This window comes from Streptomyces sp. V1I1 (genome assembly GCF_030817355.1).
Taxonomy (GTDB): Bacteria; Actinomycetota; Actinomycetes; order Streptomycetales; family Streptomycetaceae; genus Streptomyces.
In genome coordinates this window covers 4,695,553-4,713,473 of record NZ_JAUSZH010000001.1, presented here as the reverse complement: position 1 = coordinate 4,713,473, position 17,921 = coordinate 4,695,553, and the positions used below count along the sequence as shown (strand labels likewise).

The window sequence follows — 17,921 nt, the reverse complement described above, 5'->3', positions numbered from 1 at the left end:
GTGAGCTCTGATTGCGGCTTGCGAGGAGGACGGCATCACATCGAAAGGGGGTGTCGCAGGCGAATCCTGCCGGGGCACCAAAAGCATGAGGCCGTAGGCACCGCTTCCCGAAGGCCTCCAAAGTCTGGGGCTCTTCGGCAACCTGAGCGTCCAGGGCCTCGATGCCACCGCCCGCTTGCGGCATCTCGCCTCACCCACCCTGTCCTGCATGCCGTTACCGGCCGAGGAGCTGGCCACGCTCAGCCGGCTCCCGTCACTGAGGGACGTGACCTTCGCCGTCGAAGACCTCTGGCGCCAGGATGTCTCCGAGGTGGTCGCCCTGCCCGGTGTGACCAGGGCTGAGGTGACGCTCTACGCCACCGAGGACTTCTGCACGACGGAGCACCTCCGGCGTATGCTCCCCGCGCTGCGTGAACTCGACCTGCGCATCCGGTTCCCGCACTCGGACCACCGGCCGGTGACGCTGGACCTCTCCCCGCTCTCCGACCTGTCAGACGTCTCGGTCGATGTCGAAGGGCTGTCCCTCGGAGCCCTGCGTGTCATCGCAGCCGAACAGCTGCCGCACGGTTCCGTGGTGTACCGGCACCGGCCGTGCAGCGCACTCGGCGAACCGAGGCGCGCCGCCGCCTGGTGGCGGCGCCGCTTCGGCGGCCGCTGAGCATGGCGCTTGGCCCGGCGCTGAGCCGGGCACTGAGCCCAGCGCCCAGCCCGCCGCCCAGCCCGGCGCCGAGCCGAGCCGACTCACCCCTCACGCGCGGCAGTCCGCCCTCATCTGGGCCGCCGCGTGGTGCGCCCCGTCGCGTTCGTCGCTGCCCCAGTCCTCGCCGCGGTCCACCAGCTGCACCGCCAGCTGCTGGTTGCTGACCGGGATCTTCTCGACGATCAGGCCTCTGCCGCGCAGCGATGTCTGGTCGATCTGGAAGGACTTGATCGCGCTGTCCCCGTCGTCGGGATCGGCCAGCACGTTGTACGTCGTCGGCTTGCCCGCCACATCGCGGTCCCGGTCGCTTTCCGGGATGACGACGGACACCGAGCAGGTCGTGTAGCCGCTGCCCACGTACCAGGACCAGGTCGCCGTGCCACCGCTGTCCTTGGTCGTGCTGCCCGACATGGGGATCGCGGTGAAGGAGCCGTCGCAGCCGTCGCCCTTGTGGCCGCCCTCTTGCACCGTGTACCAGCCGTCGTCGCCGTCGCTGTAGCGGCCCCGCTCGCGGTAGCGGCCGCCGCCGGTGCAGCCGGGGCCGGCCCAGGCGGAGTACGACGGGACGTTGGCATTCTGCGGAGGCTTCGGCTTGCGCGGGCCGATCCGGGTCGGGGTCGGCAGGGGCGAGCGGGAAGGAGAGGGGGAGGTGCCGGGCAGTGCCGTGGGTTCGATGCGCTCCGGGGCGCCACCGAGGTCGCCGGGGACGAAGTCGGAATCGTCGGCCGCCTCAGTCGGGGCCGAGTCGTCCCCGTACAGCGTGATCGCCGAGACGATCAGCGCGAGCGCGGTCAGCGCAGCTCCCCCGGTCAGCAGGATCTTTCCGCTACGGGAGAGGAGAGAGACGCGTCCCGCCAGCGTCTCCCGTGCAACCCACGCCCCGCCCGCGCCACGACTGTCCCTACCGCCCCGACTACCACTGCCGTCCACACCGCCCACATCACACTCCAGACACCTCAGACCTGGCAGCGCACCTCTGCCGTTGCCACCGCATCGTTCGCACGCCATGTCACACCTGAACCAGTAGACCAACCACGCGGTATGTCAAGGCAGTCCACTATGCATCAGCGCGCCGGGCGGAGATAGGTGTTAACGCCGGTAATGGGACAGCGGCCGTGCGGGTCAGCGGAGTTCGTCGGGACAGGGCGTCCCGCGCGGCAGTTCGTAGGGGGCCGCCAGCCGGTAGACACCCGGGGCGGGCGCGAGCAGTTCGGTCCACTCGTCGCCTTCCGTGTCCTCCTCCGCCTTCAGCAGGCAGCCGTTCCGGTTGTCGAAGGTCTTCGGTCCCTCCTCGCGCGCCTTCGACTCCTCCGTCTCCTCCGGCCCCTTCACCTTCTGGCCCTGCTCGTCGACGATGCTCAGCCACGGCGAGTACGGGACCCGGATCAGCACCCGGCCCGCCGTCTTCACCTGGATCGTGAGCTCGCCCGCGCCCGCGTGGTCCACCGTGGCCGGCGGGTCCGCCAGCGGCATCGGGTCTTTCACCGCGAACAGCTGCCAGTTCGCGTCGCTCCAGATCCGCGTCAGATACGGCTGTCCCTCACGCACCAGCTCCGCCTCCTGCTTCGCCCCGCTGTAGTCGGGCGAGCCCTTCGGCAGCACCACATAGTGGACCGCCCACCGGTCCAGCCAGGCCCGGTAGCCGGCCGAGGTCAGCGTCTTGTCCTCGTCGTAGAAGAGGGGATTGCGCTTCATGTCAGCCTGCCGGTTCCAGCCGCGGGCCAGATTGACGTACGGAGCCAGAGCCGACGCCTCGCGGTGGCTGCTCGCGGGAACCACCTCGACCCGGCCACGCTCGGCGCGGACCTGCTGGAGCCGGTTGACCAGCGGTGCCAGCTCACGGTTCCAGGACGCGGCCGGGGCCGTACGCATCATGTCGTCCACGGCCTTGAAGCCGATCCAGAAGTTCAGCCCGAGGAAGGCGAGGACGAGCGCGTACCACTTGCGGGAGCGCGGCACGGTGTACGGAAGCGCCGCCAGCAGCACCACGCCCGCGAAGAGCATCGGGAGCCGGGACACGTTCGAGCCGATCTGGGAATCGATCGCCCAGGTCAGCAGCGTGCCCAGGGTGTAGACCGCCGCGGCGGCGCGGACCGTGCGCCAGTCCTTCGGTACGAGAACGAGGACGAAGACCCCGTAGAGGAACGGCAACGAGGTGGACCAGAACGACATCGGCTGCGTACCGGAGAAGGGGAACAGCCAGGCGGAGAGCGCCACGACCACGACCGGGGCGACACCGAGGGCGTACGCGCCGGGGCGGCGGCGGTTCAGGAACAGCGCCGCCGCGACGACGCCGAGGAACAGCCCGGCGACCGGGCTCGACGCGGTGGCGAGGCCGGCGAGCGGGGCTGCCACCGCCGCTTTGGCCCAGCGATTCATTCTCCAGCGGTGTGGCCAGCAGAAGACCGCGGCCACCGCGCCGAGCGCGAACATCATGCCGAGGCCGAAGGTCACCCGGCCGGAGAGCGCGTTGCAGAGGAAGGCGAAGACCCCGGCCAGCGAGCAGGCCACGGGATTGCGGACGGCGCGGACGCGGACCAGTATCAGCGCGGTCAGGGCGGCGGAGACCGTACCGGCGATCATCATCGTCGAGCGGACGCCGAGCAGGGACATCAGATACGGCGAGACGACGCTGTACGAGACGGGATGCATCCCGCCGTACCAGGCGAGGTTGTACGCGGAGTCGGGGTGGCGGCCGACGAACTCGGCCCAGGCGTCCTGGGCCGCGATGTCGCCGCCGCTGTTCGCGAGGAAGAAGAACCAGATCAGGTGCGTGAGCGCGGCGAGTGCCGTCGCGATAAGTACGGGGTGGCGGCTCAGCCGGTCGCGGAGGTCTTCGAGGGGGCTGGGGTCCACCTTGCCGGGCAGGGGGATACGTATTCGCGGCCCTGCGTCGGGGCTGCTTCTGCCGTCCGCCTGTGTCGGCTCAGCGGTGGTCACTGCGGCTCTCCCCGTCCTCCCCGGCTGTGCCGTTGTCCCCGGCCTGCCAACCTCCGACGTGCTTCGTGCTGACGACGTTCCGCGCGTTCCGCGCGCTCCGTACTGACGTTCCATGCTCAAGGACGCTGTCCCGGCGCCCGAAGTTGCCCCGGGACGCTAGCACGCGGGCGTCCCGGGACCCCGGGACGCCCGCGCCGACGGCCGGCTGCTAGCCGATGCGGGTGAGCTTGTCGCCCAATCCAGGTTCCGCCAGGTCCTGCTGGAGCGCGACCGGTGAGCTGACCCTGCCGGTGCCGGTGCCGACGGACAGCTGGCCGACGACGGTGCCCGCCTTGGCCGAGTGAGGGACCGTCCTGCCTCCGTCAGCGAGCTCGATCTCGACCTTCAGACCGGCCCAGCCGACCGCCTTGAGCTCCTTGGTGGCGACGACGGGGGTCCGGCCGCCGAGGCCGTCGTCGACGTATCCGACGACATCGCCCTTCTTGATGACGGTCGCGGAGGTCACGCCGTCCTGAGCAGCCTCGATCACCTTGATGCTGTGGGTGATCGCCAGCTCCAGCTTGTCGTTGAGGATGGCTGCGTTCTGGACGCCCATCGTGATGCCGACGATGCGGCGCACCTTGCCGTCGACCACGGCGTTGGCGGACCAGAGCAGGTTGCCGCCGGCCGGGGTGGACGAACCGGTCTTGATGCCGCCCACGCCCTCCTTCAGCAGGGCCCTGTCGTTGTTGTTCCTGATCTGCCCGTCGATGCCGGGGATCGTGGTGATGGTCGTGTTGACGATCTCCCGGAACACGTCGTTCTGCATGACCGCCTTGGCCAGCTTGAGCTGGTCCTGCGGGGTGGAGACGGTGGTGGCCTTCAGTCCGCTGGGGTCCGTGTACGTGCTGTTGGTCATGCCGAGTTCCTTGGCGGCGTCGTTCATCTTCTTGACGAACTCGGCTTCGGACTTGGCGTCCCAGCGGGCGAGGAGGCGCGCGGCGTTGTTGCCGGACGGGATCATCAGCAACTGCAGCATCTGCCGCTCGGTGAACTGCTGACCCTTCGAAATCTGCGCGGTCGACTCGTCGCCGAGCTTCGACTCGTCCTCGGCCTGCTGATCGACCGTGATCTTCGGGCCGACTTCCTTGCCCTTGATCGGATGGTCCTTGAGGATCACGTACGCCGTCATCGTCTTGGCGATGCTCGCGATCGGGGCGGGCTTCTGCGCGCCATACGTCCCGAGGCTGCCGACGCCCTCGACCTCGACGGCTCCCTGGCCCTCGCCGGGCCAGGGCAGGGCGAACCGCCCGCCCTTGAAGGTGAAGGTGGGCTCGGTCGAGAGGGCGAGCTCGGCGGCGGGGAGCGGACGGAAAGCCTGCGCGATCGCAAAGATGATCAGCAGCAACACGACGAGCGGCGTCCAGATCTTGATCCGCCGCACGACGGTGCGGACAGGGGTCTGGGGCGGCGGCGGGGTGTTCGTGAGCTCGGCGAGAAGGTCGAGCGGGGGCAGCGGCGGCATGGGCTGCTGCTTGGTCCGCTCGGCCTCGGTGAGCGAGACGGGGGGCGCGGATTCCTTCGGCTTGGCGGGGGCGGGGGCGGGGGTGCGTACGGCTTCGGCCCGCAGCGGCACGAAGGTGCTGGTCCGCTCGGCGGGCGCCTCCGGCCGGGGAGCCGGGGGCACTTTGAGCGCGGTGGTGGGCTGGTCGACGGCGGGCCGCCGGAGCGCCTTGAAGACGGCGGTGGGCTGATCGACAGCGGGCTTGGACGGCTTTGCTTCCGCAGATCCGGGCGCGGTGGGCGCGGCCTTGGCCTCGGCGTCGGGGGACGCGTCCGGCTTGGCGGCCTCGCCCTTCGCCGCGGCGGATTCCGGCGAACCGGAGGTCTTGTCCTTGGGCTCGTCGGCGCTCGGCTCGTCGGCGGTCGGCGTGGGGGGCCTGTCGCCGGGGCCTTCCTCGGCATCGACACCGGCGTCGCCGTCCGTCTCCTCGGAAGCGCCGGCTTTGTACTTGGCGGACGGCGCTACGTCGTCCTCCACGTCGCCGGACTCCGCCGAATCGGCCGCACCGTCCCCGGGGGCGTCCTCGGTGTCAGCACCGGTCTCGCCAGTCGGCGTGGCTGCCGGGACGGCCTCGCGGGCATCGCCGGAGGCGTCCACGGCGACCGGAGCGTCCGCGTCCGCGTCGTCGGCCTGCGACTCCGCTTGCTCGCCCGCGTCCGCATCGTCGGCACCCGCAGGCGCGTCCCGCTCCACGGCGTCAGACGCGTCCTCAGACCCACCGTCGTCGCCGGAGGCATCCTCGACGACCGGAACGTCCTCATCCGCGTCGTCGGCGCCCGCAGGCGCGTCCTCGCGCCCATCGGCATCCGCACTGTCGTCGCCGGAGGCGTCCACGGCGACCGGAGCGTCCCCGTCCGCGGCCTCGGCCTGCGGATCCTCGCCCGCTTCGACGTCGCCGAGGCCCGCAGGCGCGTCCTCACGCCCGTCGCCGTCCTGTTGCGCGGCAGACGCCTCCGCATCCGCACTGTCGTCGCCGGAGGTGTCCACCGCGACCGGAGCGTCCCCGTCCGCGGCCTCGGCCTGCGGATCCGTCTGCTCGCCCGCGTCCGCCTCTTCGGCGCCCGCAGGCGCGTCCTCACGCGCGTCAGGATCGCCCGATCCCGCGTCGCCAGACGCACCCGCATCCGAATCCGCGTCGCCAGACGCGTCCGCGTCCGCGTCCCCGTCCGCGCTCGCCACCCACGCCGCCACCGCGCGCAACCTCGTGTCGTTCTCCACCGAGCCCGACTCCGTGCCCGGCTCCGCGACGGACCGCGAGCCCGGAGCGGCGTCCTGGTCCGCGCCCGGTCCGCCGCTCCGCTCGGACGATGGCAGCTTGAACACAGCCGTCGGCTGGTCCACCGCGGGAGCCGTCGCCCCCGGCGATGCCTGACGGAACACGGCGAGACGCGGGTCGCGTTCACCCGGAGTCGTCTCCCCCGACGACTTCCGCTGCTCCGACTTGTCGGGGGACTCGCCCGCCACCGTGCCTCCTTCATGAGTCATACGTCTTGCTTCATGAGTCATACGTCTTGCGTCTCGCGTTGTGCGTGTTGCGCAATAAGCACGTCGCACGGGCGCCGTCATCACGACAGCCCGTGTTGTCCGAACCATCTACCAGTGTCCTGTGTGAGAACACGCCCCCCGCGCATAGACGAGAACGACATACCTGCCGGTTCCCATAGAAACCACCCAGGCGCTCTCGACAGACCAATGTGAGAGGGGTCACCCTGTCATTCATCCACGCGGGGAGGCATGGATGGGCAGGAGCCGCAGAACACTTCCGGAGGAGCTACTGCTGCTCGCTCTGGACCCGACCACGGGTACCACAGCGCAGCCGCAGTCGCTCGACATCGGCCTGGCCGGAGCTCAGCTAGTAGAGCTGGCTCTGGCAGGACGGATAGCCCCAGACGGGGATCGTATCGCCGTGGTGATGCCACGGCCGACCGGAGATCCGACTTTGGACTCCGCGCTGGAACTGCTGCGCAGACGCGGCAGTCCAGTTCGGGCTGTCCACTGGATTGGCGGGCCCCGACTGGGGCTGCGCCAGATTTACCTCTCGCATCTGGAGCGGTGCGGCATGGTGCATGCCGTGGCGGGCCAGATGTGCGGAGTACTGCCGACGACTCGCTACCAGGCGACGGACACGGCGATCAGCCGGGACATCAGGGCCCGGCTGGACAGTGCGATCCGCACCGGCGTACCGCCGGACCCGCGGACCGCGGCGCTCGCCGCGCTGGCCCACGCGGTCGGACTCGGCAAGCACCTCTACCCCGGGAACGAAGGGCGTTCCTCGAGGTCCCGTCTGCGGGATCTCATCAGGCACGACCCCATGGGCGGACTCGTGGCACACGCCGTGATGGACGTTCAGAACGGTGCGGCCGCTCAGCCCCGCCGTAATCCCACCGCACCGGCAGGCAGTCGACAGCCGACGGCGGCCGTGTCGATGCAACCACGCCGCGGAAGCATGGCCCGCGTGGCCGCGCACTGACGCAGCAGCACGACCAGCACCAACCGCACCACGCGTTTCAGGAACAACCGCACAAGATCCGCCGCACCGACGTCCCCATGACCCGGTTCGGGAGCCGCACAGGACGCGCGGGGCAGCCACAGCGCTGCCCCGCGCGTTCGCGCGTGCGTCCTGTGTAGCCATTTGGCAGCGCAGCCACGACCATTGGTGGCAATCTGCTGAGCAATAGATACGCTCAGCTACGCAGCCGGAGGTGCAGTTTCCGTGGCGTCCAACGTCAACCCCACCGTCAGGCGACGCCGATTGGGCCAGGAGCTGCGTCGGCTCCGCGAACTCAAGGGCATGACGGCCGAAGAGGTGGCGGAGCGCCTTCTCGTCTCCCAGTCGAAGATCAGCCGCCTCGAGAACGGCCGCCGCTCGATCAGTCAGCGCGACGTCCGCGACCTGTGCGGGGTGTACGAGGTCGAGGACCACCGGATAGTCGACTCGTTGATGCAGATGGCCAAGGACTCCCGTCAGCAGGGCTGGTGGCACGCCTTCGGAGACATCCCGTACAGCGTCTACATCGGCCTGGAGACCGACGCGGCGAGCCTGCGGGTGTACGAACCGCAGGTCGTCCCCGGTCTGTTGCAGACCCGGCAGTACGCCGAGGCGCTGATCGCCGGCGCGCTGCCCGAGAGCGGCACCACCGACGTCGAGAAACGGGTCAGCGTCCGCGTGCGCCGCCAGGAGCGGCTCAACGACGCCGAGCACCCGCTGCGGCTGTGGGTGGTGATCGACGAGGCGGCGCTGCGCCGTCTGGTAGGCGACAAGCAGCTGATGCGCGAGCAGTTGGAGCACCTGGTGGAGCTGTCCCAGCTGCCGCATGTCACCGTGCAGGTACTGCCCTTCGAGATGGGCGCCCATCCGGGCATCAACGGCCAGTACGCGATCCTGGAGTTCCCGGACACCTCCGACTCGAGCGTCGTCTACATCGAAGGCGTGACGAGCGACCTGTACCTGGAGAAGGCCAACGATGTGCAGAAGTACAGCGTCATGTACGAGCATCTGCGCGCCCAAGCCCTGAACGTCGATCACACGAGGCAGTTCATCGCGGACATCGCCAAGGAATACGCACACTGATACACCCGCTGAAAGGTCTCTGCGGCGAGGGGGACCGCACGGTACACCCCCGCCACGGCGTGGCGGAAGAGGCGGATGGAATATGCCATCCGGTCGAGTGAACGCCTGCCTCGCGCACCCATCGCGGCGAGTAGCGTCGATCACGCCAGCAAGAACGTTGGCGCAAATCACACCACTTGCCGAAGCGGAGCGAACATGGCAATCATTCAGGGCGCCACGGATACCTGGACGAAGTCCTCGTACTCCACGGGAAACGGCGCATGCGTAGAGGTCAAGTCCCCCGTCGTGCAGGCCATTGCCGTCCGGGACTCCAAAGTCCCCGCTGGCCCGTCGATCAACTTCGTCCCCGAGTCGTGGACCGCGTTCGTGAACGAAGTGGGCCACGGCGCGTTCAAGCTCGGCTGAGCACGACGCCGAGGAACACGCCGAGGAACCTCGCGAACCGACGCAGCACGGAGCACCACGAGCACCATTTGACAGAGCCCTCTCGACTGGTCCGCCGTCCCGGCCGAGGGGGCTCGGCCATGCCCCCACGACCATCCCCCACCCGCTTCCGTCTCGCGCTTCCGTCTCGCGCTTCGGCTCAGCGCAGTTGATCGACGTAGCGGTCGGTGCCGGGGACTGTCGGGATGAAGGGAGCAACCAGCTCCACCCGCCCGAGCCCCGATTCGACGACCGCTGCGTCGAGCCCGGCGAACGCAGACTCCCAATGCTGCCTCGGGTCTTCCTCGAGGAACCACAGCAGCGTCAGCCGGGTGTCTACGCCCTCCACCTGCTTCACATAGGTCATCCGGTCGCCCGGCAGCGGAGTCGGCCGGAAGACCGTCACCATCGCCGCGCAGGAGCCGGCCAGCCGCTTCGGCAGATGCTTCGTACGCAGCCACTCCAGCAGCTCGGCCCGCTGCTCGGGCCCGTCGGCGTCGATCACCTCCACCACCAGGCCCGCGTACGGATGATCCAGTGCGTGGTAGTCGCGCGGGCCGGCCGAGCCGTCCCGGTAGACGGTCGCCTCGTGGTCCTGGAAGGCCGTGAAGACATGCGTACGGTCCTGGTGGACGCGCCCGTCCCGGTTGAGCCGCTTGTTGATGCCGACGGTCCACTTCATATGGTCGCCGTAGCGGCCCTCGGTGATCCAGTACGTGGAGATGTAGCAGCCCGTGGTGACGGGCTGGGCCACCGCCGACTTCTCGGGGTAGCGAAGCAGTTGGAGCTCCTTGGTGGCGACCCAGCGCCGTCCGGCGTACATCCAGGGCATCGCCATCGCGCCCGCGTAGTAGTGGTCGTCCTCGTACCAGCGGTTGTACGCGTGCTCATGGCCGAGGTGCGGTTCGACCATGGTGATCAGGGCGTGGCCGGGGTGCACCCCGTACGGTCCGACACCCGCCAGCTCCGCGTACACCTCGCTGCGTGTGTCCTCGCTGCGCATGTCCTCGCTCACGATGTCCGCTCCCCTTCCTTCCGTCGGCGCAGGGACCTACTCTGACGCTCCGTCAGAAAAACCGCCATAGCCGGGAGGCCGCGGATGCCGCTCAACGGGAAGACCGTGATCGTCTCCGGCGTCGGGGCCGGACTCGGCCATCAGATTGCGGCCACCGTCGTACGGGACGGGGGCAACGCGGTCCTCGGCGCGCGTACCGAGGGGAATCTCGCCAAGTCGGCCTCAGAGATCGACCCCGACGGCTCGCGGAGTGCGTACCGGGCCACGGACATCACCGACGAGGCACAGTGCGACGCGCTGGCCGCGGTCGCCATCGAGCGGTTCGGCCGGATCGACGCCGTCGTCCATGTCGCCGCCTGGGACAGCTATTTCGGCGGCCTGGCGGACGCGGACTTCGAGACCTGGCAGGGGGTCATCGATGTGAATCTGCTGGGGACGCTGCGGATGACCCGGGCCTGCCTGCCGGCGCTGAAAGAGCGGGGAGGCTCGATCGTCATCATCGGTACGCAGTCGGCGGTGGCCGCGCCCTCACAGGTGTGGCAGGCGGCGTACGCGGCGTCCAAGGGCGCACTGACCTCTGCGATGTACTCGCTGGCGCGCGAGCTGGGCCCGGACCGGATCCGGGTCAACACCGTGCTGCCGGGCTGGATGTGGGGGCCGCCCGTCCAGGCGTACGTCCAGTTCACCGCGCACACCGAGGGCGTACCGGAGGACGAGGTGCTCGGGCGGCTCACCGAGCGGATGGCGCTGCCCGAGCTGGCCACGGACGGAGATGTCGCGGAGGCCGCGGCCTTTCTCGCCTCCGACCGGGCCCGGGCGATCACGGGTCAGTCGCTGCTGGTCAACGCCGGCGAACTGATGCGGTAGTAACGCCAGTTGCCCTCACCCTTTCCCAGCCGCACGGGACCCGCATCCCGTGCGGTCTTTCCTTGTCCGCGGAGCCTGACGAAGTGCCTGCTCATCGTGTGGCCGCCGTCACGTTCACGACAACGTCCGGGGAGGTCAAGAACAAGCAAAATCGTTCGGCTTTCTGATCTGTGTTCACATTTATGACCGCGCATCCCCTTGACCCGCCACCCGGCCAGGCGGTTCAATCCCCGAAGTCCCCACTCCCGCACGGGGGCGCCGCTGATCGGACGTACTGACGAAGAGCTTCGACGTTCACAAGGCGGACCCAAGGAGGGGGCACATGAACAGTCTCGACTGGACCGTGCTCATCAGTTACTTCGGTGTGATGGTCGCGATCGGACTCTGGTCGCACAAGCGCGTCGACAACGTCAGCGACTTCTTCACCGCCGGCGGCAAGATGCCGTGGTGGCTGTCGGGCATCTCGCACCACATGTCCGGCTACAGCGCGGTGATGTTCACCGGCTACGCGGCCATCGCGTACACCTACGGCGTCACCTCGTACGTCACCTGGTCCTTCCCCATCGCGATCGGCATCGCCATCGGCTCCCGGGTGTTCGCGCCCCGGCTCAACCGGGTGCGCTCACGGCTGCATGTGGCATCGCCGCTCGAATACCTCAAGACCCGCTACAACCTGCCCACCCAGCAGGCGCTCGCCTGGTCCGGCGTACTGCTGAAGATCGTCGACGTCGGCGCCAAGTGGGCCGCCATCGCCACGCTGCTCTCCGTCTTCACCGGTGTCTCCCTCAACACGGGCATCCTGATCACCGGCGCGGTCACCGCCGTGTACTGCACCGTCGGCGGCCTGTGGGCGGACGCCCTCACCGAACTCGGCCAGTTCGTCATCCAGTTCATCGCCGGCATCGCGATGCTCGTCGCGGTCATGGCCGAACTGGGCGGTTTCAGCTCCCTGTGGAACGTCTGGGACGAGCCGGAGCTCAAGGGCCACGCGGAGCCGCTGGCCGGCCCGTACATGATGGTCTTCCTGATCGCCTACCTCTTCATCAAGACCTTTGAGTACAACGGCGGCATGTGGAACCAGGCGCAGCGCTACATGGCCACCGACTCCGCGAAGTCGGCGGAGCGGTCCGGCCGGCTGTCCGCCGTACTGTGGCTCATCTGGCCGCTGGTGCTGTTCTTCCCGATGTGGGTGGCGCCGCTGATCATCGACACGAAGGTGCCCGCCGACTCGTACGCGCTGATGGCGGAACAGCTGCTGCCGCACGGTCTGCTGGGCCTGGTCATCGTGGGCTTCTTCTCCCACACCATGGCCATGTGCTCCTCCGACGCGAACGCGATCGCGGCGGTCGTCACCCGCGACATCATGCCCGCCGTGTCCCACAAGGTCCGCGAGTGGGACACCCGCGCGGGGCTGCTGGCCGCCCGCTGGGCCACGCTGCTCTTCCTCGGTCTCTCGATGGCCATCGCGACCCAGGTCAACTCGGACTTCTTCGGTGACATCATCACGGTCGTCATCAAGTGGGTGGCGGGGCTCATGGGTCCGATCGCGATTCCGCTGATGCTGGGCATGCTGCCCTGGTTCCGCAAGAGCGGACCGACGGCGGCGCTGGTCAGCTGGGGGCTCGGCCTGATCACCTTCTGGCTGGTCAACTACCCCATCAGCTGGAGCGTCGACGGCGGCGTGCCGTTGCAGTACCAGGTCTCCATCCCGCTGGCGGTCTCGCTCGTCCTCTACATCCTGATCGGCCTCGTCAAGCCGGAGGACACCCCCGAGCGCGACGACCTCATCGCCCGGATCAACTCGGACGGAGACGGCCCGGGCCCGGCGTCCGCCGCGGCGACCGTGCCGGCGCCGGCGGAGCCCGCCGAGGCGAAGGTCCTCGGCCGCGAGGGCGCGGACGGCTGACGCTCGCTCTTCGCCGCGGACGAGGGCCCTGCTCCCGAGGAGGGGAGGCCGGGCCCTCGTACGTACATCAGCTGCGCGGGTAGCGCGACAGCCAGCCGGGCGCGGTGACCGTCGGGCCGTGCAGGGCCGGGCCCTGGGTCATCTCCATCGCGAAGTCGTCCGCCAGCTCAAGGATCGTGGGGCGGCCCTCCAGCTCGCAGAGCCAGGCGGGCGGCAGCGCCGTCTCGCCGTGCAGCGCGCCCAGCAGCGAGCCGGTGACGGCGCCGGTGGTCTGAGAGGGGCCGTCGTGGTTGACGGCGAGACGCAGACCGTGCCGGATGTCCTCGCCGACGAGCGCGGCGTAGACGGCGATGGCAAGGGCGTCCTCGGCGTTGTGGCCCTCGCCGAGCGAGGCGATCCTGGCGGGGCTCGGAATGCCCTGGCGTACGGCGCCGAGCGCGTGCTTGAGGGCGTCCGTGACGGGCTGGTGGCCAGGGCGCGCGGCCAGCTGGGCGAGGGCGCGCTGCACCGAGCCGTCGAGCGTCTCGCCGCGGGCCAGACCGTGCACGATGACGGCGAGCGCGCCGGCCGAGAGATACGCGGTGGGGTGGCCGTGCGTCTGCGCCGCGCACTCCACGGCGAGCTGGCACACCAGCTGCGGCTCCCAGCCGACGAGCAGCCCGAACGGCGCGGAGCGCACCAGCGCGCCCGCGTCGCGCGCGGCGGGGTTCTTGGGTGCTTCGAGGGTGCCCATGGTCTCGTCGCCGAGCCCGATGAGGCAGGCCGTGGCGGCGTCGCGGCGGGTGTAGAGCCATTCCTCGCGGGCGAGCCAGCCATTGTCCTTGCGGCGCTCGTCGGGGCCCCAGTCGCGCTGGGTGGCGGCCCATCTCAGATAGGCGCGGTGCATATCGGTGGGCGGGTGCCAGGCGCCGGTGTCCCGGCGGACCTGCGCGCGGATCAGCCCGTCGACGGTGAACAGGGTCAGCTGGGTGGCGGCGGTGACGGCTCCGCGGCGGCCGTGGGCGGGCACGAGGTCGCCGAGGCCGTCCGGGCCGTGGGCGGCGCGGATCTCCTCCACGGTGAGGGCGGCGACCCCGGCGCCGAGCGCGTCGCCGATGGCGCCGCCGAGCAGGGCGCCGCGCACCCGGGCGCGGAAGTCCTGCTGCTCGGCACGGCCCCAGACGGCCGTGGCTGTTGCGCTCACCGCGCGTCCCTCCCTGGACGTCGAACGTATGCCTGGCGCAGCACTGTAATCGAACGGGAAAGGGGGGCTCGGGGACGCGAGGGGTGACCGGGGCCGCCCGGTGGTCGGTTTGTCCTCAAACGCCGGACGGGCTTAAATTCGCGTCCCGGGCCGCGGGCGGGCGGCGCGGCCCCGGCACGAAGGGCGACCCGGGACCCTCCGGCGCCGGTTTGTCCTCAAACGCCGGACGGGCTGGAAAGGGCGTCCCGGGACCTGGTCAGGCGGTGCAGCCTCGGCTCCAGTTCGGTCGGGTCCGCGCCCGGGCATGCGAGCAGCTCGGTCAGGTCGTCCGCCGCGTCCGCCACCGTCGTCCAGGTGGGCGTCTCGGCGAGGAGGCCGGCGAGCAGCGTGTCGGCGCGGGGCCAGTCCCCCTGTGCACAGGCGACGACCAGCAGCTCAGCATCGGCGGCACGCCACAGCTCGGCAGCCTCCGCCAGCCCCTCCCTACGACTCACAGTGAGCGCCGGCTGGAGCGAGGCGGGGTCGATCGTCCGCAACCTCTCGGCCGCTTCCCTCGCCAGGTCGAAGCGGCCGGTCCTGCGGTGGGCGCGGGTGAGCAGGGCGAGGTGGTCCGCGTCCTGGTCGTCCCCGGCGGCCTCCCCCAGGGCTGTCAGCGCCTCCTCCGGGCGGTCGAGGTACAGATAAACCCTCGCCCGCTCGCGGTGCACCGCCGGGTCGTCGTCGCCGAGCTCCAGCCGGCGCTCGAGGTCCGCGAGCGCCGGCAGCAGACGGCCGGTCACCAAGCGCACCGACGCCCGGCGTGCGTGCGCCCAGAAGTACTGCGGGTCGAGCGCGATCGCCCGGTCCAGCTCGGCCAGCGCCTCCTCGTACCGCTCCAGGTCCTGGAGGGCCGCACCCCGCTCGGCGGCGATCCAGGCCTTGTCCGGCTGGAGCTCCCCCGCGCGCGCCAAGGCCGCCAGCGCCTCGTCGAGCCGGCCGAGGCTGCGCAGCGCCTGGCCGCGGCTGCCGATGGTCCAGCCGTCGTCGGGGCGGATCCCGTCCGCCCGGTCGTAGTCCGCGATCGCCTGCTCGTGCCGTCCGGCCCGGCGGTGGGCCTCGCCCCGCAAGGTGAGTTGGACCGCGTTGTCCGGGTCGAGGGCCACCGCCTCGTCGAGGTCGGCGATTTCGCCGTCGGGGTCCCCGAGCGCCCGCCGCAGCCAGGCCCGTTCCAACAGCGCCAAGGGCGCTTGGGGGTCCAGCTCCACGGCGCGGTCCAGGTCCGCCTGCGCCTCCTCGTACCGGTGCAGCTGTCCGTACACCCGGCCGCGGGCGAAATACCCGTAGGCGTACTCCGGATCGTGCGCGAGCGCTCGGTCGTAGTCGGCGAGGGCGTCCTCCTGCCGCCCGGCCTCCCGGTGCGCGTACCCCCGCTGCGCCAGCGCCCAGGCCTTCGAGTCCGCCATCTCCACGATCCGGTCGAGATCGGCGAACTCCCTTACTGAATCACCCCGTTGGCGATGGATCTCGGCCCGCCGCAGCAGCGCCCACAGATAGTCCGGCTTCAGTTCCAGTGCTTCGTCCAGGTCCGCCAACGCCTCATCGCCGCGCCCCAGCTCGTGCTTCGCCATGGCCCTGCTGCCCAGCGCCCACGTGTACGCCGGGTCGAGCGCGAACGCCCGGTCGAACTCGGCGATCGCCTCCTCGTACCGCCCTTCGTGCCGCAGGATCTCCCCGTGTTCGCCGACGATCCACGGATTGTCCGGGTCGAGCTCCCGGGCCCGGCCGACATCCGCCAGGGCGCCGTCACTGTCCCCGAGTGCGCGCCGGATCTGGGACCTGCGCACCAGCGACCAGACATGGCCGGGCCTGGCATCCAGCACCAGGCCCAGATCCGCCAGCGCCTCTTCGCTGCGTCCCAGCAGGTGCTTGGTCTGGGCTCGGCCGGATAGCGACCAGGTGTCGACGGGGTCGAGCTCGAGGGCCCGCTCGAACTCGGCGAGGGATTCCTCGTACCGTCCCGTCAGGCGGTACGTCTCCCCCAGCCCGTAGTAAGCCCGTTGGCAGCCCGCGTCCCGGCTGATCGCCTGCCGGTAGTCGAGCAGCGCCTGTTCGTACTGACCGGCATTGCGGTGGTCCCGGCCGCGGACCACCAACGCCGCCACCCGCGTCTCGTCGTCCGGCTCCGGCCGGGCGAGGATCAGGTCCAGCACCCCGGCGCCCCGGCGCTGTTCGTCCTCCAGAGCCGCCAGGCAGTCCGTGCCCAGCGCGCGCAGCAGCCCGCTGTCGCTGTCGGCGCCCGCGTCCGCGACGGTCCGTGCCCAGCGCCGGGCCGCCACCGTGCCCGCGTCGCAGGCGTCGACGCCGTCCCGCAAAACCGCGGGCAGCGCCGTCCGCGGCCGCGCGCACAGAAGGTGGTAGGTCTCCTCAAGACGTAACTCGCGCCAGGCGTTTTGACCCCACAGCTCGTTCGCGCCCAGGCCGTCGCCGGCCTCCGCCCGCCAGCCGGCGAACGCCTCCGCCAGCCGCGTGTGCCCGGCCCGCCAGCGCTCCGGCGAGGTGTTGCGCCGCAGCCGCAGCATCGGCTGCCGTACGACATCGTGGTACTGGGCCCGGCCGCCCCGGTCGCTGACGAACGGCAACCCGCGCAGCCACCCGAACAGCCCGGTCGCGTCGTCCCCTTCGACAGCCGCCCGGAAGACGTCCTCGTTCAGCCGCCGCGGCAGCGCGCCGTCGAGGGCGGCGGCGCGGCGGACCGGGTCCTGCTCCCACTTCAGGAAGCGCTCGACGGCGGTGGCGCTGGGGTCGTCCACCGCACCCGGGTTCTCGGCGAGGGTGGAGACGAGTACGGGCAGCCGGCCGGAAAGCCTGAGCACGTCCCGGACCACCTCCTCGTCCACCACGCCCTTGGCGGCGAGGAGCTGGCGGGCCTCGGGCTCGGTGAAGGGTGCGAGCGGGAGGTCGGTGACGAAGTCGATGTAGTCGGCCCAGCAGTTGGGGTCGAGCGGCCGCTGCCCGGAGAGGGTGACGACGATATGGCCGGGCAGCGAGCCGTACTGCCTGGTGGTGATCAGATCGCGCAGCCAGGTGTCGAGGAAGGGCCCGGTGCGTTCGTACGTGTCGAAGAAGAGCGTGATCCAGGGGACGGCCGCCCCGACCCGGTTCAGCTCGGCGACCAGGACCGGAGTGAGGGCCCGGACGGGGTTGAGGACCAGCTGTACGTCCTCCTGCTTGCCGAAACGGGTGGTCAGGACGGCCCTCACGTGATCGGCGCCGCGGGCGACCTGCGCCGGGTCCACCGCTCCGGCGAGCGCGCCGACGCCCGGCACCATGCCAAGTCCGATCAGAGAGGCCTGGGCCGCGGCCATGCTGCCCGCAGAGGGCTGCGGCTGCGGCTGTCCGTCCGCCGCCGCGTTGGTCAGGACCTCCGCCTCGTACCGGCGCTGGCGGTAGGTCGCCAGCTGCCGGTCGAGAGCCTTGAGCACCTGCCCCTGCTCGGCGAACTGGGCGCTGATCGCCTCCATCGCCTCCGGCACGCTGTTCACGGACTCGTCGAGGACGGCGGTGAGCGCCTGACGCCGGCGCGCGGTCTGCACCAGCTCGCGCACGAGGGAGGTCTTGCCGACACCCGCGTTGCCGTGGATATGGAAGATGAAGCGGTGCCGCGGATCCTCCGGGGGCACGTCGAAGTTCTCGCGGAAGGCGGCGAGTTCATCGCGCCGCCCCACGAATCCCGCGCGCCTGCGGATGTTGATCAGTTCCTGCATCGACAGTCTCGCGGCACCGGCACTCATGCG

12 protein-coding genes are annotated in these 17,921 nt (G+C 70.4%); 6 read left to right on the top strand and 6 right to left on the bottom strand.

Annotated elements, in window-relative coordinates:
* The first annotated feature begins 208 nt into the window (after positions 1-208).
* On the top strand, positions 209-658 hold the full coding sequence (locus QFZ67_RS22265; RefSeq protein WP_307662842.1) for a hypothetical protein: 450 nt from the start codon (positions 209-211) through the stop codon (positions 656-658).
* Positions 659-748: 90 nt separating this feature from the next.
* On the opposite strand, the gene QFZ67_RS22260 is transcribed toward QFZ67_RS22265, so the two are convergent.
* The 3 genes from QFZ67_RS22260 to QFZ67_RS22250 form a co-directional block, all read right to left on the bottom strand.
* A complete protein-coding gene (locus QFZ67_RS22260) occupies positions 749-1,639 on the bottom strand; it encodes an adhesin (RefSeq protein ID WP_307662841.1) in 891 nt (296 codons plus the stop codon).
* Between the two features lie 183 nt (positions 1,640-1,822).
* Positions 1,823-3,556: an MFS transporter gene (locus QFZ67_RS22255; RefSeq protein ID WP_373430238.1), complete on the bottom strand. Its 1,734-nt coding sequence runs from the start codon at positions 3,554-3,556 to the stop codon at positions 1,823-1,825.
* A 292-nt stretch (positions 3,557-3,848) separates the two neighbouring features.
* Positions 3,849-6,668: a serine hydrolase gene (locus tag QFZ67_RS22250; protein ID WP_307662839.1), complete on the bottom strand. Its 2,820-nt coding sequence runs from the start codon at positions 6,666-6,668 to the stop codon at positions 3,849-3,851.
* A gap of 253 nt (positions 6,669-6,921) precedes the next feature.
* Between QFZ67_RS22250 and QFZ67_RS22245 the strand changes: the two genes are divergently transcribed.
* From QFZ67_RS22245 to QFZ67_RS22235, 3 genes are all read left to right on the top strand, one after another.
* On the top strand, positions 6,922-7,653 hold the full coding sequence (locus tag QFZ67_RS22245; protein WP_307662838.1) for a GPP34 family phosphoprotein: 732 nt from the start codon (positions 6,922-6,924) through the stop codon (positions 7,651-7,653).
* 243 nt (positions 7,654-7,896) lie between these two features.
* Positions 7,897-8,754, top strand: coding sequence for a helix-turn-helix transcriptional regulator (locus tag QFZ67_RS22240; protein ID WP_307662837.1), 858 nt, complete (start codon positions 7,897-7,899; stop codon positions 8,752-8,754).
* Positions 8,755-8,949: 195 nt separating this feature from the next.
* Positions 8,950-9,159: a DUF397 domain-containing protein gene (locus QFZ67_RS22235; RefSeq protein WP_307662836.1), complete on the top strand. Its 210-nt coding sequence runs from the start codon at positions 8,950-8,952 to the stop codon at positions 9,157-9,159.
* A gap of 178 nt (positions 9,160-9,337) precedes the next feature.
* Here the strand turns inward: QFZ67_RS22235 and QFZ67_RS22230 are convergent, their stop codons facing one another.
* Positions 9,338-10,180 carry a hypothetical protein gene (locus QFZ67_RS22230; protein ID WP_307665920.1) on the bottom strand — a complete coding sequence of 281 codons (843 nt, stop codon included), beginning with the start codon at positions 10,178-10,180 and terminating at the stop codon, positions 9,338-9,340.
* Positions 10,181-10,276: 96 nt separating this feature from the next.
* Between QFZ67_RS22230 and QFZ67_RS22225 the strand changes: the two genes are divergently transcribed.
* Positions 10,277-11,059 carry an SDR family oxidoreductase gene (locus QFZ67_RS22225; protein WP_307662835.1) on the top strand — a complete coding sequence of 261 codons (783 nt, stop codon included), beginning with the start codon at positions 10,277-10,279 and terminating at the stop codon, positions 11,057-11,059.
* A gap of 322 nt (positions 11,060-11,381) precedes the next feature.
* Complete coding sequence (locus QFZ67_RS22220; protein ID WP_307662834.1) at positions 11,382-12,965, top strand: sodium:solute symporter family protein; 1,584 nt, start codon at positions 11,382-11,384, stop codon at positions 12,963-12,965.
* A 67-nt stretch (positions 12,966-13,032) separates the two neighbouring features.
* On the opposite strand, the gene QFZ67_RS22215 is transcribed toward QFZ67_RS22220, so the two are convergent.
* On the bottom strand, positions 13,033-14,148 hold the full coding sequence (locus QFZ67_RS22215) for an ADP-ribosylglycohydrolase family protein (RefSeq protein WP_307662833.1): 1,116 nt from the start codon (positions 14,146-14,148) through the stop codon (positions 13,033-13,035).
* Between the two features lie 215 nt (positions 14,149-14,363).
* The gene (locus QFZ67_RS22210; RefSeq protein ID WP_307662832.1) at positions 14,364-17,918 is read right to left on the bottom strand and encodes an ATP-binding protein; all 3,555 of its coding nucleotides are present in this window, start codon (positions 17,916-17,918) and stop codon (positions 14,364-14,366) included.
* Positions 17,919-17,921 lie beyond the last annotated feature (3 nt).

Excerpts from the sequence above, each read along its gene's own strand:
- QFZ67_RS22265 (WP_307662842.1), top strand. The coding sequence starts at position 209 with ATGCCGTTACCGGCCGAGGAGCTGGCCACGCTCAGCCGGCTCCCGTCA.
- QFZ67_RS22250 (WP_307662839.1), bottom strand. The coding sequence starts at position 6,668 with ATGACTCATGAAGGAGGCACGGTGGCGGGCGAGTCCCCCGACAAGTCG.
- QFZ67_RS22245 (WP_307662838.1), top strand. The coding sequence starts at position 6,922 with ATGGGCAGGAGCCGCAGAACACTTCCGGAGGAGCTACTGCTGCTCGCT.
- QFZ67_RS22235 (WP_307662836.1), top strand. The coding sequence starts at position 8,950 with ATGGCAATCATTCAGGGCGCCACGGATACCTGGACGAAGTCCTCGTAC.
- QFZ67_RS22230 (WP_307665920.1), bottom strand. The coding sequence starts at position 10,180 with ATGCGCAGCGAGGACACACGCAGCGAGGTGTACGCGGAGCTGGCGGGT.
- QFZ67_RS22225 (WP_307662835.1), top strand. The coding sequence starts at position 10,277 with ATGCCGCTCAACGGGAAGACCGTGATCGTCTCCGGCGTCGGGGCCGGA.
- QFZ67_RS22220 (WP_307662834.1), top strand. The coding sequence starts at position 11,382 with ATGAACAGTCTCGACTGGACCGTGCTCATCAGTTACTTCGGTGTGATG.
- QFZ67_RS22210 (WP_307662832.1), bottom strand. The coding sequence starts at position 17,918 with ATGAGTGCCGGTGCCGCGAGACTGTCGATGCAGGAACTGATCAACATC.